The following is a 21,538-nucleotide window of genomic DNA, read 5'->3' as shown; positions in this document are numbered from 1 at the left end:
ATTAAGACAAACAGGATATACATTATCCTCATTAAATTCCAGATGTACGACTTCCGCATCGCGCAGGACCTCCCAATGAAAAAAATCAGTTCCAGCTCCATAACACTTAGACGCTTTATCGTTATTTCCAGCCTGACCGTGTCCTGCATCACCTTCCTGATTGTCCTGGCAGTCAGTTCCCTTATTTACAAAAAGCAACTCGAAAGCTCACTGACGCGCCTTTCCGCCTCCATCTCCCAACAGATATTCAACTCGCTGTACCAGGGCATGGAACAAGGCTGGGCACGTACCGATATCGACAGATTCCTCAACCAGTTCCGCCGGACCTTCCCCGACACCTTCAACGCCGACATCTTCCGCAGCGAGACCATCAACCGCCAGTACGGCACCACCATGACCGAGATCGCGGATAATGAGGTGCAGCGGGTATTTTCCGAAGGCGTGCCCCGCTACCGGCGGGACGGCGACCGGGTCGATCAGTATTATCCCTTCAAGGCCGAGGAAAAATGCCGAACCTGCCACCTGACCGCCCGCACCGGTGAAGTCCTGGGTGTGGTGAGAGTCGGCGAGGATTACCGCGTCATGAGGCAGAAGGCCCGTAGCACTATCCTCATTATCTTCGCGCTACTCTCGCCATTTCCTCTGGGCATGTCCTTCCTGGTCGCCGGTTACGTCAACCGGCGCATTGGGGGAGCGGTGCAGATACTCAGCACCAAGGTGCATACGGTCCACAACGTAACCGACCTCGCCTCTCTGGAACTGGAAAACCAGCACGTCGGTTTTTCCGAGTTGGACAGCATCTTCAGTGCATTCAGCAAGATCGTGGAACGGATACGAAACGTTGCCGTGGGTAAGGAAATGCTGGAGTTCGAGATCCAGGTACTGGAACGCTTCATCATCACCTCCGAATCGATCAAGGATTGGAAGGAGCGGGTCACGTACCTGCTGACCGAGGTCAGCAAACTTATGCAGGTCTATATCATGTTCTGCATTTTCCAGGTGGATGACGAAATCTTCGATATTGAGATCTTCTGGATAGATCCCCCCACCGATGAAGCGAAGAATATCATGGAGGAGATCATCCGCAGCAGGATCGGAGAAGAGCGCTTCCGAATCGACATGCCAGCCTCGATCAAGATGGTCCATAACGTCGTCAACAGCCAAGGCACGCCTCTTCAACTCAACCGCCCCGAGATCGAATTGCAAACCAAATCCCTGGTCCTCAAGGTGCCTCAGATCGGTGGTGTGGTCGGCATCGGCTTCCAGTCGAAGATGGCCATCGACCCGATCCGGTCCCTGGTCATCGACAGCATCCTCACCACCATGCTCAACGTAGTCGGCTCCATCAAGGCCATCTACAAGTACACCAAAGACCTTGAATACTATGCCACTCGCGATCCTCTGACCAACCTCTACAATCAGCGTGTATTCTGGGAACTGCTCGGATACGAGGTGGGGCGCGCCGAACGGCACAACTACAACTTCGGCCTGCTGTTGATCGACCTGGACAATTTCAAATACGTCAACGATACCCACGGTCATCTCTTTGGCGACAAGTTCCTGACCAAAGCCGGCGCCGTCATCCACGACTGCCTGCGCAAGGGGGATATTCTGGCACGCTACGGCGGCGATGAGTTCACCGTCGTGGTTGTGGAGGCCGATCAGGAACAGGTCTACATGGTGGCGAAACGGATTCGGGAGTCCCTGGAGAAAATGACGGTCGTCTCCTCGGACGGCATAACGGTCAGTGGGACCGCCTCTGTCGGCATGGCGGTCTTTCCGGTCCACGCCAACAGCGAGAAAGACCTGTTCATCTTCGCCGACACCATGGCCTACAAGGCCAAGAGCGCGGGAAAAAACCGCCTGTTCGTCCCGACGGAGGACGATGTGATCGAGGCCTTCAAAAAGAGCGGAGAAATTTCCCGAATGCTCGTCAAGGCGGTGGACGAAAAAAAGATCATTCCGTATTTTCAGCCAATCGTCGCCGCATCCGACGGCAGCGTAAACTGCCACGAGGTACTCTGTCGAATCGAGATCGGGGGCGAGATCCTTCCTGCGGCCGAGTTCATCGAGATAGCCGAAACCCTCGGCATCATCAGCCGGTTGGACTATGTGCTCATGGAAAAGGTCTTCCAGAAGGTTCAGGCGGAACAATACACGGGGATGCTCTTCATCAACCTTTCGCCCAAGTCGCTCATCCTCAGCGAATTCATCCCTACCCTCATCAGGCTGACCCATTCTTACGGAATCGACCGGGAAAAAATAGTATTCGAACTGACGGAACGGGAGACCGTCAAGAACATGACCCTGTTGGAGCGCTTCGTAGAAGAGCTTAAACTGGAAGGCTTCAAGTTTGCCATCGATGATTTCGGTTCAGGATTCTCCTCATTCCAGTACATCCGGCGTCTGCCCCTCGATTTTGTCAAAATAGAGGGAATCTTCATCCGCAATATGCTTAACGACCCTAAGGATATGGCATTCGTCAAGACACTCGCCGTACTGGCGAAGGAGTTCGGCATCAAATCGGTCGCGGAATACATCGAAAGCGAAGAGTTGCTCGTGGCGGTGCGCGAGATGGGGATCGACTTCGCCCAGGGATACCATACCGGCATGCCGACGCCGGGCTTCGCGGAACCGGCCGGGATGGTGTGAAAGCCCCCCCCGGCGAAGCCACGAAAAGAGTTGCACACCATACTTAGTGTGTGCTATTTTTTCAGGGTTTTTAACGACTTTACCCCCAATCAATAAAGGAGATTCCGTGAAAGCCATCGCCAGTGCAAAGATCATCACCTCCGCCCTCTGTATAACAGCCCTTTTCGGCTGCCAGAAGGGGCCATCAGGGTCAACGCCGGAAACCAAGAAAGAAGGCCAGGTAGTGGCCGAGGTCAACGGCACCACCATCACCACCGCCGATTTCAACCGCGAGTTGAAGAACCTGCCCGAATACCTCAAAAGCATGGCCGCCACGCCCCAGGGGCGCAAGGAAATGATGGATACCATGGTTATCCGCGAACTGATCCTGCAGCAGGCGGCCAAGGATGGCGTTGACAAGAGCCCGGAGATTGCCGATAAGCTGGAAGACCTCAAGAAGCGCTTGATTGTAGAAGCGTTTCTGAAGAAAAAAGTCGAAACCGATGCCAAGGTTTCCGACGACGACCTGAAAAAATTCTATGAGCAGAACAAGGACAAATTCAAGACCGGCGACCAGATCAGGGCCAGTCACATCCTGGTGAAGACCGAAAAGGAAGCCAAGGACATCCTGGCCCAGCTTAAGGCCGGAGGAAAATTCGAAGAACTGGCAAAGAAAAACTCTGTTGACTCTTCCGCCGCGCAGGGTGGAGATCTGGGGTGGTTCGGCAAAGGTTCCATGGTGCCCGCTTTCGAAAAGGCCGCCATGGCGCTTAAGGAAGGCCAGATTTCCGACGTGGTCAAATCCGACTTCGGCTATCATATCATCAAGCTGACCGGCAAACGCCCCGCCGGCATCCGCCCGTTTGAAGAGGTAAAGGACCAGATCAAGGCCGCCATCATGCCGAGCAAACAGCAGGAGATATTCCAGAAGATCAAGGAAGAGCTCAAAAAAGGCGCCAAGATCAGTATCAAGGAAGACGTCCTGAACAGCATCGGCGGCGCCAAGGGCGAAAGCAAACCTGACGCAGCTCCGGCGGCGCCTGCCGCTCCGGCCGCACCCGAAAAAAAGTAGTGCTATGACCGGCCCCGCCGCTCACAGCATACGATTCCAACCAACATACTAGCGAAGGGCGGGCTCTGCCCGCCCTTCCGCGTTTTCCCCTGACGAAAGACCATTGCCCATGAGACGAAACACGTTTGTCCTGCTGTTAGCCTGCCTGCTCCTGCTGCCCGCCGGTGCCCATGCCAAGGTAGTCGACGCCATTGCCGCCATAGTCAACGACGAGATCATCACCCTGTACGAGGTCACGCGCGAAGCCCAGCCTGCTCTGAGCGACGCGGAGCGAAAATCTCCCCTGCCCCTGGACGACGCAACCCGCAGCAAGATTCGCCATACCGTCCTGGACCAACTGATCGAGAAAAAACTGGTGGAGCAGAAAGTCCGCGAGCTGAACATAAAGATCGGCGATGACGAGATCCGCCAAGCCATCGAGGACGTGAAAAAGCAGAACAAGATCCAAACCCAGCAGGCGCTGGAGGCCGCTCTGGCCGGTCAGGGACTCACCTTCGACCAATACCGGGCCCAGTTGCAGGAACAGTTGGAGCGGCTCAGGCTGGTCAGCATGGAAGTCCGCTCCAAGATCCAGGTGGGGGAGTCGGAGATGCGAGAGTACTACGAGGCCAATCTGGCCAAGTACACGGAGGAGGAAAGCTTCCGTGCCCGGCACATTTTTTTCCGTATCAGCGACAAGGCCCCGGCCGAGGAGATCAAGCGCGCCATGACCACCGCCCTGATGGTGTTAGCCGAGGCCAAAAGCGGCAAGGATTTCGCCGAACTGGCCAAGAGCTATTCGGAAGACCCGGCGGCCCGCAAGGACGGCGGAGACCTGGGGGTATTCAAGAAAGGCGACATGCAGCCTGAGTTGCAACAGGCCATCCTGGCCATGAAGCCGGGCGATGTCAGCGAATTGATTTCCACCCCGGTCGGCTTCCACATCATCAAGCTGGAGGAGTTGATCAAGGGAAAAGTGAAGCCGTTCGAGAGCGTCAAGGCCGAGATCGAGGACGCGATCTACCGCAAGAAATCCGAAGAACGCTTCAGCCAGTGGTCAAAGGAGTTGCGCAGCAAGGCCAGCGTGGAGATCAAGGACCTGAAGGGGCTTTTGTAGGCGCTACCGAAGGGTGATGCAAAAACCAAAAACAGCCGTTCTTCCTGATGGGGAAGACCGGCTGTTTTTTCTGACGGTTTGGAAAACAGGCTGCACGCTACTCCCGCCGGCGCAGATACCCCAGAAACTCCTCGCAAGTGAGCTGTTTCTTGGAAACCAGATTGGCCACTTCCCGCGCCATGGCCTTCTTTTCCCCCTCCTTCATCTCGTCCTTGAGCAGCACGAACAGCGGTGTATTGTGGCTGTAGGGGTAGAGGCGAATCTTTTCCAAAAGCTCGAAGGCCGACATGTCGGGCAGCATCAGCGTGCTGAAGGCCAGGTACTTGGGCCTGATGGAGATCAACGCCATGGCTTCCTTGCCGGTATACCCCTTGACGATCTCGAATCCCACCGATTCCACGGCCTTGGACAGTTTTTCCTCTCCCGAGCGGGACACCACCAGCGCCTGCAGGTCCCACGTTTCGGCATCCTCGGTCAGGCCGTACACCGCCAGCCGTTCCAAAAGATAGTGGTCATCCACCGGCAGGGTAAAGAAACCGGCCACCGGGAACACGCCCCCAACGCTACCCTTCTCGCTCAGAAATACCGGCAGTATGGGGATATTACGGGTCGCCGGGTCGCTTTTAAGCTGGCGGAGCAGACCCCAGCCATCGGCGGAAAAAGGGGATATATCCAGGATGATGCCGAGGGGGCGTCCGGCGGCCACATTTTCAGCGCGCTCCAGGCGATTTTTGTAACCGCCGGCATCCAGATATGACGTAAGTACCTGCCCGCGACCGTTTTCCGCTTGTACCCCCAGAATCCACAGTTCCCGATCGGTGACGGCTTGTTGTGACATGACCACTCCTGTTCGATCACTTTCAAGTAAGATTAAATTACATGCCCTGCCAAAATTGTAGGATAAAAATCGGCTAATGCAACACCGGTCAGCCCGCGGAATAGCGTTCCAGCACCCGCTCGATGATATTGGTGGTGGATTTGCCGTCCACGAACGACACCAGTTCCACTCGCCCGCCGTAGGCCTCAACCACCGCCTTTCCCACGACTCCGTCGGCGGTGTAGTCGCCTCCCTTTGCCAGGATATGCGGCTTCAGCGCCGTAATCAACTCCAACGGGGTGTCCTCGTCGAAGATCACCACGTAATCGATGCAGTCCAGCGCCGCAAGGATGTGGGCCCGTTCCTCTTCACCGATCAGGGGACGTTTGGAGCCCTTGAGTCGGCGCACCGAGGCGTCGCTGTTGAGGCCCAGCACCAGGAGGTCCCCCAAGCGGCGGGCCTTCTGGAGGTACTTGACGTGCCCGGCGTGCAGCAGGTCAAAGCAGCCGTTGGTAAAGACGATCCGCTTGCCCCTCGCCTTCTCGGCCTCGATGATGGAGGGCAGCACGTCACGGTTCTTGATCTTGGACTCGCTGTCGCTGTGGCCGAGTGCCACGGCATTGATGATCTCGGCCGGCGCGACCGTGGAGGTTCCCAGCTTGCCGACTGCAATGCCGGCTGCCACGTTGGCCAATCCGGCCGCCTCGGCCATGGACAATCCGGAGGCCATGCCCACTGCCAGGGTTGCCAGGACCGTGTCTCCGGCGCCGGAAACGTCGAACACCTCCCGGGCTACGGTCGGGATATGAACCGCCGCGCCGTGGCGCGTGAACAGGGACATCCCTTCCTCGCTGCGGGTGATCAGCAGGTGTTCCAGCCCGGCGGTCTCCATGATCAATTCGGCGGCCTGGGAGAGGGAGTCCACGTCACGGATGGCCACACCGGAGGCGGTCTCGGCCTCCTTGCGGTTGGGGGTGAGGATGGTCGCGCCGTGGTAGCGGGCGAAGTCCGCCCCCTTGGGGTCTACCAGTACGGGAACGGCTGCCTTGAGGGCCGCGGCGATGGTGGTGTCGATGACGCGCTGGGTCAGCACCCCTTTGTTGTAATCGGACATGAGGATGACATGAAACTGTTCGGCATGGGTAGTGATCCAGGCGCAGACCATTTCTTCCACGTCACGGGGAAGAGGGGTGCGCGATTCCCGGTCGATGCGTACTATCTGCTGGTTGGAAGCCACCACCCGTGTCTTGCGGCTGGTGCGCCGCGCCGGATCGCGAAACACGGCTTCCGTACCGGCCTTCTGGCGTCCGAGGGCCGCCAGAAGGGCCTCGCCGTTATCGTCCTGCCCTACAGCCGAGCAAACCGCCACCTGAGCCCCCAGCGCCCGCAGGCTGTTCACCACATTGCCCGCGCCTCCCAGGCGCAACTCTTCGCGCAGCACATCCACCACCTGCACCGGCGCTTCCGGGGAGATGCGCTCGGTCTTGCCCCACAGGTATTCATCCAGCATCAGGTCTCCCATGACCAGGCAGTTGACGGCACCTATGCGGTTAAACAGCGATTCCAGTGATTTTCTATCCACAGCAACTCCAGGCGTGATTCAGAATCAGGCGCATTGCAACGCCCGTTATGGTTTCCCTTGCCCGCCCATGGTCTCCAGGATCTCCCGCCGCGCCTCGCCGATGGTCAGGGGAAGGCGCTTGAAGGGAAGATGATCGTCGATCCTGAGCCGGTGGATAAGCTCGGCTATGTAGGGAAGGCGCAGCTTGACGTTCGCCAACTCCTCCGGGGAATGAAAGACCTCCTCCGGCGTACCGCTGCGGACCAGTTCTCCCCGGCTCAAGACATGCAGGCGGGATAAGAAGACCGGCACCAGATCCACACTATGGGTCGCCATCACAATGGTGACTCCCGATTCCCGGTTCAGGCGGGTCAAGAGTTCCATCATGCGGTGCTCGCCCATGGGGTCGAGGCCGGCGGTCGGCTCGTCCAGAAGCAGGATTTCGTGCCCCATGGCCAGGAGCCCGGCGATGCAGACCCGCTTCTTCTGGCCGTAGCTCAGGTTCTGAATGTCCTTGCGTGCCAGGCCGGCCATCTCCACCGCCTCCAGCGCCTCGGAAACCCTGCGACCCACCTCTGCCTCGCCGCACCCCATGTTGCGCGGGCCGAAGGCCACATCCTCGTACACCGAGTGGGCGAAAAGCTGATCATCCGGGTTCTGGAACACCAGCCCCATCTTGCCGTAGATTTCCCGGGGCGAAAGCCGCCGGATCTCGTCCCCGTCCAGGAGTACCGTACCGTCATACTCCTTGACGATGCCATCCAGAATCTTGAGCAGGGTGGTCTTGCCCGAACCGTTGGAGCCCAAAATGCCGCAAAATTCACCCTGCATGACCTCAAGGTGGATGCCGTTCAGGGCAACGGTGCCGTCGGGGTAGCAGAATGAGGCTATCTGCGCGGCAAGGCGCGGGGTCATCGTGGCCAATTCTGTACGCTCCATGCGGCGGTGACCACGGCGATGAAAACCGCCAATCCGGTCACCTGCACCAGGCTAAGCCGCGATCCTCGCAAGAGCGGCAGCGAGCCGTCATAGCCCCGCTGCGTCATGGCGGTGGTCATGGCGTCGCTGTTGTCGAAGGCACGGATGACCAGCATGCCGGCCATGGTGCCGAACGACCGGAGGCCGCGGCGCAGGCCGCAATAACCGAGACGGTTTTTCTGGGCCGTGTAGACCGTGGCGGCATCGTCGTACAGCATGAACAACGAACGCCAGGCGAACAGGGTTACCTCCACCAGGGCGCGGGGAACCCGCAGCCACGCCAAGGCCGCCATGGTTTCCGTAAAGGTCGCCACCTGGCCCAGAAGCACCGCCACCGACACCGCCCCCATAATGCGGGAGGCGATCAGGAGGCCGTCCCGCAACCCGCCTACATGAAGGTCGGCCCCGAAAGAACCGAGCCTGAACAGCTCGACAGAGGCTCCCGGCCCCATGAACGACTTCAGGACGAGGACCACAGCGGCGATGAACAAGGGATGCAACAGACGCAACAGAAGCGTCCGCGGCCTCATGCCCTGCGCCAGGGCTGCCGGCAGACAGAATGCCGCCACGGCCCAGGGGAAGACAGCTCCGGAGGAACTGACGACCAGCGCCAGCAGCACGCCGGAGGCCAAAAGCCGGATACGCGGATCGACAGTTGCGGCAAGCCCGCCCGCGCTATCCTGTCGGCTCAGGTGTCTCATGGTTCGGCCGCGCCTCCCGTCATGCGCGCGATAACGTCCTCGGCCGCCGAATAGGGATCGATGGTGTTATCGCCCATGCCGTCCACGATCCGCTCCAGCATCCCGTCGCGCTCCATGAACGCCATGGCGTGCCGGTAGAGGCCGTCGCGCAGGATATCCACAAAATGCCGTTGGTTGCGTTCCCTGACGAAATTGGCGATCAGGCCACTGGTAAAAAGGAAATCCCGGTGGGCCAGGATTTCGCCCGCCAATTCATCCATTCCGGCGCCACGCTGAGCTTCGGTCTTGAGGACCTGGGGGTTCCAGCTCCCCTCCGGGGCGTTGCGCATTTCCAACATGGTGGTCAATTCCCGGGCAGTGCGGTCGGCGCCGTCGCGGTCGGCCTTGTTGACCACAAAGACATCGCCTATCTCCAGAATGCCGGCCTTGATGGCTTGAATATCGTCACCCAGCCCCGGCACCATGACGACGCAGGTGGTGTGGGCGGTCTTGACGATATCCACCTCATCCTGGCCGACGCCGACGGTTTCGATGATGACGACCTCCATCCCCAGGGCATCCATGACCAGGGCCACATCGGAGGTGGAACGGGACAGGCCGCCCAAGGCGCCGCGGGTGGCCAGACTGCGGATGAAAACCCCCTCGTCGGAGGCGTGGCGGTTCATGCGGATACGGTCCCCCAGAATGGCCCCCCCGGTGAAGGGGCTGGTGGGGTCGACGGCTACCACGCCGACTTTTTTACCCTTTTTGCGGAAGGACGCGGTCAACTGGTCCACCAGAGTCGATTTACCTGCTCCCGGAGGACCGGTGATGCCGATGATGTAGGCCTTGCCGGTGTGGGGGTAGAGACGTTTCAACTCCTCGACCGCATGGGGGCGGTTATCGTCGATATCGCGCATCATCCGCGCCGCGGCACGGATGTCGCCGCTCAAGACCTGATCTGCCAGGGACATGGGACACCTTTTCCCGAAAAAAATAAACGCTACGGAATGGGTACATATACCACGGGCGGGCGGCGAATACAACGCCTCTGCGACTGCGGACTGGGGGGAAAGACGATCAACGGCATTGGCGAACGGTGGAAAGGTCGCGACGCTGGAAAGGGCCCTGATGGCCTCTGGAGGCAGCCAGGCACAATCGCAGTGCTATGTTCGCGGCATGGGAGGAAATCCACGACTCATGCGGCGAGCCGACCGCACAGGGTGCTAGTCGCCGAACAGAAAACTCGACAGATACTCTCCGTAATAGCTCTTGTTGCTCTTCTTATACTCAAAGGCCAGTTGCCTGAACTTTTCGATCTGCTGGTCAAGTTCCGAATAATCGAAAATCCGCCACACTCTCCTGGGATTCCACATGATCTCGACTCCTGGATTATGACCGCTTTGCCTCGGGTGCCAACAGATAAATACCCGTCATCTTAAAGAGCATGGCATTGATTTGATTGACGCCCTGAATGCTAATCTGTGCGTCCTTTTCCGTCTTGATCGCCTTGATGGAACGGAGTAGCAGGGCGATACCCATGGAGTTTATGCGCCCCACGCTACTGAAGTCGAAGACCACCATCTTCTTCGATATCCTCTTGCTCAGCTCCTCAAAGTGGCTGTCGGCATGGCTGTCGATGTTTCCGTGAAAATGAACCGTGTCGCTCGTGCTGCCGTTTTTGATCTCAATCTTGAATTGCTGTTCCATGTCAAATCGCTCCATATTCGTATGAATCCGGGTTGAGCAGGAGATAGCCTCCCACAGAGGTTTTCAGGCCCGGCGCAAAATTTACGTAAAAGTCCTTCATGAATTTCCACATGAAGTAGAGTCCGCGTCCGGCCCGGTCGGTTGAGGTATCGTGGGCAAGGTTGATTGCGATATACCCCTGCACGGTTTCGGGAGAAAGCCGGCCCCAACTGTCGCTGACCTCCAGGAAGAGCTTTTCACCGTCAAAGGCGCAGCGCAGGACGATTTCCTCGGCGGGGGACAGACGGCGTTTTTCGCCTTTGGCATATATTTGGTTACCGCTCGCGTCACGGGGCGCGCAATAAAGGGCGTTTTCCAACATCTCATCCGCCATCAGGGCGGCGCGCTGCCGCAAAAACTCGTGAGAGGCGTCGTCTCCCTCAATGAGGCGCCCCACGCGGTCGATGATTTCCTCCTTGTCCTCGGAAGACAGGACCGGCCACTCGTGTATCTCGCGAAAATCGCCGCATGACAGGGAAGGTGCCGGTGAACATATGACCCTGCCATGCTTGCTCAGACTGAACATATTGATGGTCTCTCTCTGGTATTTTCTGTGAAGTCTTCCGATCATGGGACCGGCTCTGCGGCAACGACCAGGAGCGTCACGTCGTCTTCAAAGCATTCCGCGCCGCTGAAGGTGCGTACCGCGTCAAGTAACCCGAGCCGGAAGGATTCCGGGCTGCTCCCGGAGTTTTGCCGTGCATAGCGGGAGAATCGCTCATAGCCGAACTCATCGCCTTCCTCGTTTCGGGCCTCCACAATGCCGTCGCTGTAAAGGATCAGCAGGTCGCCGCACTGGAAATCGATGGCGATCTCATGGTATTCGCTGCCCATGTCAAAACCGAGAGGAAAACCGCCGGTGCCGTCCAGCATGACGACAGCTTCGTCGGACGACCGGTACAGGTATGGATAGTTATGGCCGGCATTGGCCAGAAACACCTTGTTCGCCGTGCGGTCGATGACGGCGATAACGGCGGTCATCATCAGGGAGTTGGACGCTGTGGCGCACACGGCCTTGTTCATCCCGCCGAGCAGTTTTCCCGGTGTTGCGACACCCCCGTCCAGCAGCAGGTGCAGCCCCGCCTTGGCAGCGGTGGCCACCATGCCGGACTGGACTCCGTGGCCGCTCACATCCCCTACCATGACCCCCAGCCGATTCTGGTCGATGAAAAAATAATCATACACGTCGCCGCTGATCTCGGAGGAGTTGATCAGCACCGCATCCAGCACCAATCCGGCGTAGTTACAGGTGGAGGGCGGCAACAGGTCCTGCTGAATCTGACGGGCCTTTTCCACCTCTTCCCGGATCCTGGCGCTCAGGGTCTCAAGCGTTGCAAGAAGATGAGCCTGGGACCGCGATATGGCCATCAAAAGTTCGGAAACATGTACGATCCCGACACACGCACCCTGCTGTATGACCGGGAAAGAATCGGTATCCAGCTCGGGGTCATGCTCCAGCAGGCGGGTCAGGGCGTAGTTGATATCGCACTCGGGGGCCAAGACCAGCGTCGTGCCGCTGATCAGGGTACTGATCGGTTTTTTGCCGAACAGGTCCATGGCAAACGGCCGGGAAAGGTGACGAATGAAAAGTTCCTTCCGGCTGATGGCCCCTTCGAACACGCCGGCGACGACGACCGGTATCATCAGCAGGGCGGGGTCCCCCTGAAAGGTGGTGACGACATCCTGGACCGACGTATGGGAAAGGACCGGCGTTACACTTCTCATGACCTCACCGAGGGTGGGGATATGCTGGTTGTCCTGAACTGTCATTAACCCTGTCCGTCCACGAGGGTTGGCCGGCCAACTCCGGCACTCAAACCTCTTTTGCGGCAGATCATACCTCCCCATTGCTACAATCGGGTTGCAGTGGGGAAATATATTTGCGACATCGCGACCCCGCAATCCGCAGGGCCAGGGAGCGGAGCGCGGCACTACTGCTTGCTTTTCCGCGAGGGCATCCGGTCGGAAGGCATTGTCACCAATCCGTTACCATCGCGAATGGAGTTGCAAAAACCCCCGTTGCACCTATACTTTACTAACTACGTGTCAAGGGAGGGGCGATGATTTTATATGTTCTCAGGCATGGGGAAGCGGTGGAAAGATCGGACGGGCTGAATGAAGAGTGGCGTTATCTGACGGAACAGGGCAGAGCCGACATCAACAAGGTGATGGAAAGGGTGGCGGAGCATGGACACAAACCGCGCCTCATCCTGTCGAGCCCGCTGGTGCGTGCGGTTCAGACGGCGGAGATTGCCGCCGGACGGGCCTGCCGGAAGAACAGGACCCTCATGGTCGAACAACTCCAGCCGGACGGCGACCGGGATGAACTCACCCGTTACATCCTGCAACAGAGCGACGCGAAACGGGTCATGATCGTGGGGCACGAACCCCAGCTCGGCTCGCTGGTGGCGGCCCTCCTGGACAGCCACGCCCCGGTTGCGCTGAAGAAGGGGAGTTGCGTCGCGCTGGAGTTGGACATCGACACGGACGAAACAAACCCGGCGCTTGAGAAACCCGCGACCTTCCTCTGGTATATCGTTCCGGGCAAAAAGATCATGAAATCCCTTAAAAAGGCCTTCTCCGGACAGCATACCGGTTGAGGGGCCGTCCCTGCCCGTTGATTTGGAATACGTGGGTCTGCACCTCTGATCGATGAGGATGCCGTCAGTCCACCCTCTGGCGGTACGCGTTCAGATAGCGGGCATCCTCGGCATAGGTTACCGGGTAGATGGGCGGTACCGGCTGTGGTTGCAGATCGCTGCCCACGTTCCTGAAGGTGAACAGGCACGAATTGGAAAGCGCTTTGTCGTGCGTGCCCCGACTGAACCGCTCGATATCGGACTGGACGGTGATCGTCGTCTTGCCCGTGTAGACCACCCGAGCAATAAATTTGAGCTGGTCGCCCAGAAACACCGGCTGGTTGAAATTAATCCGGTTCACCTGGCACGGCACCACCCGGTCGGGTGCGACCATCTCCGCGGTCAGGGCGGCCAGTTCGTAGGCCCTGCGGATGAGGTAGCCGCCGAAGACGGTCTTGGGCACGTTTTCCTGCTCGGGATACGCCCGCTGCGTCGATTCAAGCATCAACTGACCGATACGTATCCCGCGGAACTCTTCCGCCTCTTGTTCCATATGCAACTTTTTGAGAAACAGGTACTCCTCCAGAGACGGCATCTCCTCCGCCTTTGCCAGGCTGTCCCGATACGCCTGGCGCCGCTGTTCAGCCTTCCTATAGCGTTTCACCTCGATCTCCTGGGCATAGGTCAACGGCGGCAGGGTCAGGCTCTTCGCCTCTCCCCCTTCCGTGGAACGGGCGACCATGGTGAAGTAGCATGTGGCGAGGTGTCCCCATCCCGCCCCCAGGCATTCGATCCGTATGCCCACCTCCATGGAAGAACGGCCCACATGATTGATCTGGGCGGAAAAGACAAGGTCGTGGGTCGTATCGGCCAGGTTCCTCACCACCACACTGTCGATGGCGGCGGTAACGACCCGCGCCTCCGGGTAGAACCGGTTGACATAGGCCAAGGCGGTATTCTCGGCCACCTTGTCCAGGGTCTCCAGGATCTTGCCGAAACGGATGTTGCCGGCCACCTGCCGGTCGCTGGCGAGAAAACGCCGAGCCAGCACCCGATCCGTAGAAAACGGGAGCACAAACAGGTATCTCGTATCGTGCGGCGTTATGACCGCATCGTTCTTCTCGTTTTCGCTCATAGGCATCCTTTCACCGTTTCCAGGATGGCATACCGGAAACAAGCCTTAACCGCTATCATGTTTACAATAGTAGAGCATAACCGGCTCCCCGGCAACTATCTCGTGGGCTTCGCCGCTGTTTTTCAGGGCTGCAAAAAATAATTGTGCAGGACTGTAACCAAATCCGGGTTTCATTCGTCTGTTATTCCATAACACGACTGGCCTATAAGGCACCCCGCGGTCCCCTCCTGACCGCGGGGATTTTTTTGCCATAACAAGTGCCTCGCGGTGATGGCGGTTGGGAACAACTTGCAGGGCGCCACTACCCGACTCTGGATCACCTCTTGTGCGTAACGTTCACATACCCGTCTTTTTTTCCCCTCCCCTACGGTTGTTGCGGCTGAATCGAATCCATCCGGCGTCTCCGATCTCACTGAAGGTCCTCCCTGTTGCTCATCAGTACGCCCATTCAGCGCGATAACTGTCGACATGCCGAAATCAGTTTACATTAAAGATTGGAACGCTATCTGCCGAACAGGGATAAGCATGGGTGTTTGTGCCCCGTTTCAACGCAGGCTATCGGGTTATCCGGGGACGGGCATCTTCAAGCTTTATCGTGAAGATGGCGGTAATGTAATCACGAGCATCGCGGCAAGTACTTGTAGAGAGGTTTTTCGTATGAGAATTGTGTGGAGAGAATCGCTGTCGATCGGCATACCGGAAATCGACAGCCAGCATAAAGAGCTGCTGTCCCGTTTCAACAAGTTGCTCAAAGCGTGCAAAATGGGGAAGGGCAAGGCGGAGTTGGTGGGGTTGCTGACGTTCCTCGACGATTACGCGATCAGGCACTTCCACGCCGAGGAGATCGTGCTGATGCGCTGCAACTATATCGGATATGCCGACCACAAAAATGAGCATCATGAATTCATTGAAAGGCTCAAAGCGCTCAAGATTGAAATCGCAATCGATGGTGTGGCAACCCGCCATGTGACGGAAACCAACAGGCTCATGCTTAAATGGCTGAAAAACCATATCTCAAAGGCCGACAGGAAGATGGGGGACTATCTGAAGTCCATCTCGACGACTTCCACGCACTTCGATAAGACCTTTTTGGAAGCCCGCCCCTGATCGTCAAGATTAATGCTATCCGGACGGTACAGGGATCATTTAATTCGTCGACAATCCGAAGGCGGGCACATGGTGATGTGCCCGCCTTTTCAGTACCGTTCAGCCTCCGCGCATCGGCCGGATGCAGGTGCTGCGGTATCCCTAGAACATCAGTTGCGATATGGTATAGGCCACCACGGTGGATACCGAGACACCGATCAAACCCGGGAACATGAAACTGTGATTGAGCAGGTACTTGCCGATGTGGGTTGTACCGGTACGGTCCATGTTGATGGCGGCCAAGTCGCTGGGGTAGAAAGCAAAGAAGAAGTAGGCGTAGCTGGCTGGCATCAGGCCCAGCAGCAGCGGGATCGGCAAGCCGAGCGCCAACCCCAGGGGAAGCGTAATGGCGAGGGTGGCTGCCTGACTCTTCACAAAGGCGGAGATGCAGAAGGTGGCGATGGCAAAGGTCCAGGGAGCCATTTTTACCATGATGCCGATGTTCTCCACCAGGAATTTTTTATTGGCGGAAATGAAGGTATCGCTCATCCAGGCGATGCCGAAGATGGAAACGACTGCGATCATGCCGGCGATAAACACGCTGGAGTGGGCTATTTCCTTGGCCTTGACATTGGCGGAGAACATGATGAAGGCGCCGTAACCAAGCATGACGAACTGCACCACCGTGGTCATGGGGATCGGCTTCTTGTCCATTCCCATGGGGAGCAGTTGGGGGCAGCTTGCCAGCAGGATGATGGTACCTACGCCGGCGAAGAACAGGAGCACCGAGATCTTGGCGGTCATGGAGATCTCTTTGCCCAGGGTCGTGACATCCGCATCCAGGTTCTTTTTGAAATCAGGGTCCTGAAGCCGCGCCTGAAACTCGGGGTCCTTGTCCAGGTCCTTACCGCGATTGAAACTCCAGGCGGCGGCAGCCAGGACACCGATCACCCCGGCCGGCATGGTGACCATGATGATGTCGATCAAGGTCACCGGGTGCCCCGCCTTGGCGGCAAACCCCAGGAAGAAGGTCACGGCCGCCGCAACCGGGCTGGCGGTGATCCCCATCTGGGAGGCGACGCTGGAGATGGCCATGGGGCGTTCGGGGCGGATTCCGGTCTTCAGGGCCACGTCGGAGATAACCGGAAGCAGGGCGTACACCGCATGTCCGGTGCCGCAGCAGACGGTCAGGAAGAAGGTCGAGAGCGGAGCCAGGATGGTTACATATTTGGGATGGGCGCGCAGCATCCGCTCGGTCAGTTGCACCAGGTAATCCAGGCCGCCCGCCACCTGGAGGGTCGCCGACGCCGTGACCACCGCCAGAATGATCAGCATGACGGCGATTGGGGGCTCGGACGGTGAGCTGCGGAAACCCAACACCAGGAGTGAAACGCCTAGACCGCCGATCATGCCGAGCGCGACGCCACCCCTGCGGATACCGATAAGTACGGCACCTAGAACGAGCACGAATTGGATCCAGAACATTGCCATGACGAGCCTCCACCTTGAGGAAAGATTAGCGGAATCACATGATCCGCGTTTAAACTCTATCGCCTACTAAAGCACAGTCAATGCCAATGCCGTGTCCATCAAGCAACATGCTGATATTACTATAACTATGTAAATTTTTTCACATGGAGCATCAAACAAACCTCCATAACCCAAGGTTATGGAGCCTGCACGCGTGGCTCCGTAGACACCGTAATTTCAACAGGATAGCCGTCCTCATAACCGAAGGTTACGATATAACCGCTGGTTATGGGGGTTTGTGATTCACTGCCCTCCCCCGCCAAGGAAGGGGACCTATAGCTTGCCATGGCCCCCCATATTCATCATAATGGTCGGCATGCTCCTTATTTTCCCTCCCGTAGCCAAGCCGTGCGAACCGCCGGCCGGCATTGCCCAGCTGGCGGCCGCCATGCACAGCCGCGGCATGCCCTGCAGGGTACTGGATGCCAACCTGGAAGGCCTGCTCTGGTTGCTGGAACAGCCGTGCGTCGTCAATGACACATGGAGCCGCCGCGCAATCAAGGGACGACCCCGCCACCTTGCCGACCTGCGGGACGGAGATATCTACCGTTCCCCCGACCGCTACAACCGGGCCGTGCGCGACCTGAACCGCCTGCTGGCCGTTGCGGGCCAGACAAGCGGCGCAACCGTCGGGCTGGCGGACTACCAGCATCCCCACCTTTCCCCCCTGCGGAGCGCGGACCTGCTCTTCGCCGCCGGGCATCCCGAGCAGAACCCCTTTTATCCCTGGTTCAACGCCCGGTTCGAGGAGTGGCTCGACGGCATCGCCACGGTCGGCTTTTCCCTTAACTACCTGAGCCAGGCGTTGTGTACCTTTGCCATGATCGGCCACATGAGGAAACACTTTCCCGCCCTGCGCATCGTTCTGGGGGGCGGGTTGATCACCTCGTGGCTGCGGCAGCCGGGGTGGAAGAATCCGTTTGCGGGCCTGGTGGACCATCTGGTGGCGGGACCGGGGGAGACTCCCCTGCTGGAACTTCTGGGGTGCGATGCCGCCGACCGGGGACACATCAGGCCGGACTACACCCTGCTACCCATGGGCGACTATCTCGCGCCCGGCTTCATCCTCCCCTTCAGCACCGCCGGCGGCTGCTACTGGAACCGCTGTTCCTTCTGCCCGGAGCGGGCCGAGGGGAACCGCTACACGCCGCTGCCGGTATCGGAGGCCCTGACCGACCTGCACACCCTGGCCGCCCACACCAAACCGGTGCTGCTGCACCTGCTGGACAACGCCCTGAGCCCGGCCTTCCTGCGGGCCCTGGCCCTGGACCCGCCCGGCGTCCCCTGGTACGGCTTTGCCCGCCTCGGCCCTGAGCTGGCCGACCCGGATTTTTGCCGCGCCCTGAAGCGGTCGGGGTGCATAATGCTCAAACTGGGGCTGGAGTCTGGCGACCAGGGGGTGCTGGACCGACTGCACAAGGGGATCGACATCGGAGAGGCATCGGTAGTGCTGTGCAACCTGCACGCGGCGGGGATCGGAGTCTATCTATACCTGCTCTTCGGCACCCCGGCCGAGACCGAGGCCGAGGCGCGGCGCACCCTGGAGTTCGTGGTGCGCCACCACGAGGCTATTACCTTCATGAACCTGGCCCTGTTCAACATGCCGCTCCATGGCGAGGAGGCGGGCCACTACGGCATAGAGAACCCGTTCTACGAGGGGGACCTGTCTCTGTATACCGCGTTCCGCCATCCGCATGGCTGGGATCGCAAACAGGTGCGGGGCTTTCTGGAGAAGGAGTTCAAGCGTGACCCGGCCGTAGCTGCGATTCTCAGGAACGACCCGCCCCTGTTTACTTCCAACCACGCCGCGTTTTTCGTCGGCGGGGCGAGTGGGCTGCACGGGTAGTTTGCCGCAGCAATTTCGCGGGTAAAACTTGCGATGGACTCTTCCGATAGAAAGCGGTATATCGTTCGACAGCGGCCTTTTGATATCCATTACAACGTGTCAACGTATTGCAGCAATATGAGTGACCATAATAGTTTTCAAGGAGGCTTGATGCACTATCTGCTGTTCTACGACGTTTCCTCCGACTATCTGAAGCGCAGATCCGAGTTTCGGGCGGAACATCTCTCCCTTGCTTGGCAGGCGCAGGAGCGGGGCGAACTTATCCTCGGCGGGGCGCTGGCCGATCCGGTGGACGCTTCGGTGCTGCTGTTCAAAGGGGAGTCTGACGATGTGGCCAAGCGGTTCGCGGCTACCGATCCCTACGTCAAAAACGGTCTCGTTACGAGCTGGCGCGTGCGCCCTTGGACAACGGTGGTCGGCGAGGACGCGGCTTCGCCGGTCAGGCCGGAGGCAAAACGTGGCGGTTGCCGAAACGAGCAAGGTCCCACGTAGTTTGAGGCACATATATGGCCCCAAAAGCTAAAACATCCTGGGTGAGGTATCTCCCATTCCTCATTATCCCTTTGCTCGCAATAAGCTGGGGGATATCCAAATATCGATCGACGAAAACCATACCTGTCTCCCACCTTCGGATAACTGCTGCCCCCTCTCCCATGGGGCACGGCATACTGCCTGAGCAGAGAAGAGCTTTTGCCCTGAAACTCCAGAAGAATCCACCTGCCGATTACAAGGATGCCGTTTTCACTACCATCGGCGATTTTCACACCTCCCTCTCGATCCAATCCGACAGAATAGACGGGAACATGGTGCGTTCATTAACGAGCGGCGAAGAACCTTGTTCCAACTTCAGGAAAATGGGGTTCAAGCACGTACTACTGTCCAATGGCAGGGAAGCGTGGGATATTGATTTGGGGAATTGAACAAACGCCGGAGGTATGCCGGCGGAAAAACGGGGAAGGCCCCGGAGGCGTATGAAATGTGCCCCCGCACGTGAGAGACTGCGCTACCCCCTGAAATGCGCTGCCACGATCCCTTGGGCCAGGTCCATGGACGAGGTGAAGGCCGGCGAGATGGGGTTCAATACGTGGAGCGACGCCCCGTCCGCCACCACCAGGAAGTCCATGACCATCTGCTTGGTCTCCCAGTCCACCAGTTGGGGCCGGATGCCGACCTTTGTGGACGGCAGCACGTCCGTGGGGGCAAGCTCCTTCACCAGCCGGGCCGCGTCCCGATAAAAGCAGGAGGGGATGTATTTCAGCGGTTCGTGGAGCGCCACACTGCGGAACTGGGGATTTGCCAGGAACAGTGTCAAATCCTCCAGGGCGATGCCGAACCCCTCGGCGTCGATCCCGGCCAGGATGCCGTAGTTCTCCCGGCCGAAGGCGGGGATGGCCGTGGGCCCCAGGTACACGTCACCGTGGACGCTGCGGGTGAAGTGGACCCCCAGGAAGGGGTTTCGGATGTCCGGCACCGGATAGATGCTGGAGTTGACCGTAAAGGGGGCCTCCTTGCTCAGCAGCCGGTAGACACCCTTGAAGGGGATCAGGCGGAGGTTCGTACCCACGCCGAACAGCCGGGCCACCTTGTCGCAATAGGCCCCCGCAGCGTTGACGAAGCGGCTGAAACCGATCTCCCCCCTGCTGGTCCGGGCCGTGCCGCTCCCCTTCAGGCCGGTCAAGGAGCACTCCAGGTGAAACCGTACCCGGGCGCTCTCTTCCAGGTCGTTTTTCAGGCTCTTCAGCACCGCTTTGGGGTCCACCACCGCCGTGTAGTGGGAGAACAGGGCCCGCTCCACGGTCCGGGCGTTAGGCTCGATTTCCGCCAGTTGCCGTTCGTCGATCATCTCCACCTTGGCGCCGTTGGCCGTGGCCCGGCGGTGGAGTTCGTCCAGGGTCGGCAATTCCCCGTCCGTGCGAGCCACGATCACCTTGCCGTTCTCCAGCAGGGGGAGTCCCTTTTCCTTGCAGTAGGCACGCATCAGGAAGTTGCCGTTCAGGCATGACCTGGCTTTCAGGCTGTCGGGGGAATAGTAGATCCCGGCATGGAGGACGCCGCTGTTGCGACCCGAGGCGTGCCTGCCCAGTTCCGGTTCCTTGTCGATGACCACAATGTCGCCGTACCCGGCCTTGACCAGTTCACGGGCAATGGTCAACCCGATGATGCCCGCACCCACGATCAGAATTTCTGCCTTGTCCAGTTGCATATCCTGCCCCTTTGTGTCGGTTTGCCGGCTCAGGATGTGGTTTCGAACCGGGGCGTCAGGAGGACCACCGCCACAGCGGTGGCGGCGCCGATGCACGCCTCGCTGAAACGCAACACCGCATTCATGACCGGGTTAAGCGTGGGATTCAGGTGCGAAATCACCATGATGACCGCCACGGTGATGACCGCAAGGCGGCCGTGTTCGGGCACCTTCAGGAGTTGGCACAACACGATGGTAACGCCGAGTGAGACGGCCATGCCGGCCGGTCCGAACGGTAAAAAGGAGAGATACGCCCCGCTGACGACCGCGCCGATAAAGGTTCCAAGCACCCGCAGCCCCGCCGACTTCCAGGTGTCGCGGGTCGTGGCCTGAAGCACCACCAGCCCGGAGATGAGCGACCAGAGTCCCCCCATGCCCGCCGACTCACCATGAAAGAGGCTGGTGGAGTATTCCCCGCAAGGATAGGCCACCAGACAGACCACGGCATTCTGTAGGGCGACGATGATACCGTCCTTGTTGAATAGCTTCATTACCCCTGCCCCATCGATCATGAGATCACCTGTCCGATAAAAATC

Annotated in this window: 20 protein-coding genes; 7 read left to right on the top strand and 13 right to left on the bottom strand. The window is 58.8% G+C overall.

What is annotated here, in order from left to right:
* Positions 1–75 precede the first annotated feature (75 nt).
* The 3 genes from LDN12_RS16575 to LDN12_RS16565 all read left to right on the top strand — a co-directional run bounded on the left by LDN12_RS16575 (position 76) and on the right by LDN12_RS16565 (position 4,799).
* Entirely contained in the window at positions 76–2,652 is a 2,577-nt protein-coding gene (locus LDN12_RS16575) for a bifunctional diguanylate cyclase/phosphodiesterase (protein WP_223923758.1), read from the top strand.
* Positions 2,653–2,758: 106 nt separating this feature from the next.
* Positions 2,759–3,703 (top strand): peptidylprolyl isomerase, encoded by a 945-nt coding sequence (locus LDN12_RS16570; protein ID WP_374045066.1) that lies wholly within the window; start codon positions 2,759–2,761, stop codon positions 3,701–3,703.
* 109 nt (positions 3,704–3,812) lie between these two features.
* A complete protein-coding gene (locus LDN12_RS16565; RefSeq protein WP_223923757.1) occupies positions 3,813–4,799 on the top strand; it encodes a peptidylprolyl isomerase in 987 nt (328 codons plus the stop codon).
* A gap of 97 nt (positions 4,800–4,896) precedes the next feature.
* On the opposite strand, the gene LDN12_RS16560 is transcribed toward LDN12_RS16565, so the two are convergent.
* The 9 genes from LDN12_RS16560 to LDN12_RS16520 form a co-directional block, all read right to left on the bottom strand.
* Positions 4,897–5,637 carry a response regulator gene (locus LDN12_RS16560; protein ID WP_223923756.1) on the bottom strand — a complete coding sequence of 247 codons (741 nt, stop codon included), beginning with the start codon at positions 5,635–5,637 and terminating at the stop codon, positions 4,897–4,899.
* An 88-nt stretch (positions 5,638–5,725) separates the two neighbouring features.
* Positions 5,726–7,198 (bottom strand): D-glycero-beta-D-manno-heptose-7-phosphate kinase, encoded by a 1,473-nt coding sequence (gene rfaE1 / locus LDN12_RS16555; protein ID WP_223923755.1) that lies wholly within the window; start codon positions 7,196–7,198, stop codon positions 5,726–5,728.
* A gap of 45 nt (positions 7,199–7,243) precedes the next feature.
* The gene (locus LDN12_RS16550) at positions 7,244–8,092 is read right to left on the bottom strand and encodes an energy-coupling factor ABC transporter ATP-binding protein (RefSeq protein WP_223924094.1); all 849 of its coding nucleotides are present in this window, start codon (positions 8,090–8,092) and stop codon (positions 7,244–7,246) included.
* The gene (gene cbiQ / locus LDN12_RS16545; RefSeq protein ID WP_223923754.1) at positions 8,089–8,856 is read right to left on the bottom strand and encodes a cobalt ECF transporter T component CbiQ; all 768 of its coding nucleotides are present in this window, start codon (positions 8,854–8,856) and stop codon (positions 8,089–8,091) included. Before cbiQ ends, LDN12_RS16550 begins: the two co-directional genes overlap by 4 nt.
* A complete protein-coding gene (gene meaB / locus LDN12_RS16540) occupies positions 8,853–9,809 on the bottom strand; it encodes a methylmalonyl Co-A mutase-associated GTPase MeaB (RefSeq protein WP_223923753.1) in 957 nt (318 codons plus the stop codon). The genes cbiQ and meaB overlap by 4 nt, the downstream gene beginning before the upstream one ends.
* Positions 9,810–10,061: 252 nt before the next feature.
* Complete coding sequence (locus tag LDN12_RS16535) at positions 10,062–10,211, bottom strand: hypothetical protein (RefSeq protein WP_223923752.1); 150 nt, start codon at positions 10,209–10,211, stop codon at positions 10,062–10,064.
* 16 nt (positions 10,212–10,227) lie between these two features.
* A complete protein-coding gene (locus LDN12_RS16530) occupies positions 10,228–10,545 on the bottom strand; it encodes an STAS domain-containing protein (protein WP_223923751.1) in 318 nt (105 codons plus the stop codon).
* 1 nt (position 10,546) lies between these two features.
* Positions 10,547–11,155, bottom strand: a complete 609-nt coding sequence (locus LDN12_RS16525) for a hypothetical protein (protein WP_223923750.1) — start codon at positions 11,153–11,155, stop codon at positions 10,547–10,549.
* A complete protein-coding gene (locus LDN12_RS16520) occupies positions 11,152–12,354 on the bottom strand; it encodes a PP2C family protein-serine/threonine phosphatase (protein WP_223923749.1) in 1,203 nt (400 codons plus the stop codon). The genes LDN12_RS16525 and LDN12_RS16520 overlap by 4 nt, the downstream gene beginning before the upstream one ends.
* Before the next feature lie 290 nt (positions 12,355–12,644).
* On the opposite strand from LDN12_RS16520, the gene sixA reads away from it, so the two are divergent.
* Positions 12,645–13,184: a phosphohistidine phosphatase SixA gene (gene sixA / locus LDN12_RS16515; RefSeq protein ID WP_223923748.1), complete on the top strand. Its 540-nt coding sequence runs from the start codon at positions 12,645–12,647 to the stop codon at positions 13,182–13,184.
* Positions 13,185–13,248: 64 nt separating this feature from the next.
* Here the strand turns inward: sixA and LDN12_RS16510 are convergent, their stop codons facing one another.
* Positions 13,249–14,298: a hotdog domain-containing protein gene (locus tag LDN12_RS16510; protein WP_223923747.1), complete on the bottom strand. Its 1,050-nt coding sequence runs from the start codon at positions 14,296–14,298 to the stop codon at positions 13,249–13,251.
* A 657-nt stretch (positions 14,299–14,955) separates the two neighbouring features.
* Between LDN12_RS16510 and LDN12_RS16505 the strand changes: the two genes are divergently transcribed.
* Positions 14,956–15,405, top strand: a complete 450-nt coding sequence (locus LDN12_RS16505) for a bacteriohemerythrin (RefSeq protein WP_223923746.1) — start codon at positions 14,956–14,958, stop codon at positions 15,403–15,405.
* Positions 15,406–15,546: 141 nt separating this feature from the next.
* On the opposite strand, the gene LDN12_RS16500 is transcribed toward LDN12_RS16505, so the two are convergent.
* Entirely contained in the window at positions 15,547–16,875 is a 1,329-nt protein-coding gene (locus LDN12_RS16500; RefSeq protein ID WP_223923745.1) for an anaerobic C4-dicarboxylate transporter, read from the bottom strand.
* A gap of 355 nt (positions 16,876–17,230) precedes the next feature.
* Between LDN12_RS16500 and LDN12_RS16495 the strand changes: the two genes are divergently transcribed.
* Together LDN12_RS16495 and LDN12_RS16490 are read left to right on the top strand one after the other, a co-directional pair.
* The gene (locus LDN12_RS16495; RefSeq protein WP_374045095.1) at positions 17,231–18,760 is read left to right on the top strand and encodes a radical SAM protein; all 1,530 of its coding nucleotides are present in this window, start codon (positions 17,231–17,233) and stop codon (positions 18,758–18,760) included.
* Positions 18,761–18,910: 150 nt separating this feature from the next.
* Positions 18,911–19,252, top strand: a complete 342-nt coding sequence (locus LDN12_RS16490; protein WP_223923743.1) for a YciI-like protein — start codon at positions 18,911–18,913, stop codon at positions 19,250–19,252.
* A gap of 511 nt (positions 19,253–19,763) precedes the next feature.
* Here the strand turns inward: LDN12_RS16490 and lhgO are convergent.
* Together lhgO and LDN12_RS16480 are read right to left on the bottom strand one after the other, a co-directional pair.
* Complete coding sequence (gene lhgO / locus LDN12_RS16485; RefSeq protein WP_223923742.1) at positions 19,764–20,963, bottom strand: L-2-hydroxyglutarate oxidase; 1,200 nt, start codon at positions 20,961–20,963, stop codon at positions 19,764–19,766.
* A 29-nt stretch (positions 20,964–20,992) separates the two neighbouring features.
* Positions 20,993–21,514, bottom strand: a complete 522-nt coding sequence (locus tag LDN12_RS16480; RefSeq protein WP_223923741.1) for an aromatic acid exporter family protein — start codon at positions 21,512–21,514, stop codon at positions 20,993–20,995.
* Positions 21,515–21,538 lie beyond the last annotated feature (24 nt).

It is taken from the genome of Geobacter sp. AOG2 (assembly GCF_019972295.1).
Classification (GTDB): Bacteria; Desulfobacterota; Desulfuromonadia; order Geobacterales; family Pseudopelobacteraceae; genus Oryzomonas.
This window is presented reverse-complemented; position numbering and strand designations above follow the sequence as displayed.

Coding starts and splice junctions, on each gene's coding strand:
- LDN12_RS16575 (WP_223923758.1), top strand. CDS start 76: ATGAAAAAAATCAGTTCCAGCTCCATAACACTTAGACGCTTTATCGTT.
- LDN12_RS16565 (WP_223923757.1), top strand. CDS start 3,813: ATGAGACGAAACACGTTTGTCCTGCTGTTAGCCTGCCTGCTCCTGCTG.
- LDN12_RS16560 (WP_223923756.1), bottom strand. CDS start 5,637: ATGTCACAACAAGCCGTCACCGATCGGGAACTGTGGATTCTGGGGGTA.
- LDN12_RS16550 (WP_223924094.1), bottom strand. CDS start 8,092: ATGACCCCGCGCCTTGCCGCGCAGATAGCCTCATTCTGCTACCCCGAC.
- cbiQ (WP_223923754.1), bottom strand. CDS start 8,856: ATGAGACACCTGAGCCGACAGGATAGCGCGGGCGGGCTTGCCGCAACT.
- meaB (WP_223923753.1), bottom strand. CDS start 9,809: ATGTCCCTGGCAGATCAGGTCTTGAGCGGCGACATCCGTGCCGCGGCG.
- LDN12_RS16535 (WP_223923752.1), bottom strand. CDS start 10,211: ATGTGGAATCCCAGGAGAGTGTGGCGGATTTTCGATTATTCGGAACTT.
- LDN12_RS16530 (WP_223923751.1), bottom strand. CDS start 10,545: ATGGAACAGCAATTCAAGATTGAGATCAAAAACGGCAGCACGAGCGAC.
- LDN12_RS16525 (WP_223923750.1), bottom strand. CDS start 11,155: ATGATCGGAAGACTTCACAGAAAATACCAGAGAGAGACCATCAATATG.
- LDN12_RS16520 (WP_223923749.1), bottom strand. CDS start 12,354: ATGACAGTTCAGGACAACCAGCATATCCCCACCCTCGGTGAGGTCATG.
- sixA (WP_223923748.1), top strand. CDS start 12,645: ATGATTTTATATGTTCTCAGGCATGGGGAAGCGGTGGAAAGATCGGAC.
- LDN12_RS16510 (WP_223923747.1), bottom strand. CDS start 14,298: ATGAGCGAAAACGAGAAGAACGATGCGGTCATAACGCCGCACGATACG.
- LDN12_RS16505 (WP_223923746.1), top strand. CDS start 14,956: ATGAGAATTGTGTGGAGAGAATCGCTGTCGATCGGCATACCGGAAATC.
- LDN12_RS16500 (WP_223923745.1), bottom strand. CDS start 16,875: ATGGCAATGTTCTGGATCCAATTCGTGCTCGTTCTAGGTGCCGTACTT.
- LDN12_RS16495 (WP_374045095.1), top strand. CDS start 17,231: ATGCTCCTTATTTTCCCTCCCGTAGCCAAGCCGTGCGAACCGCCGGCC.
- LDN12_RS16490 (WP_223923743.1), top strand. CDS start 18,911: ATGCACTATCTGCTGTTCTACGACGTTTCCTCCGACTATCTGAAGCGC.
- lhgO (WP_223923742.1), bottom strand. CDS start 20,963: ATGCAACTGGACAAGGCAGAAATTCTGATCGTGGGTGCGGGCATCATC.
- LDN12_RS16480 (WP_223923741.1), bottom strand. CDS start 21,514: ATGATCGATGGGGCAGGGGTAATGAAGCTATTCAACAAGGACGGTATC.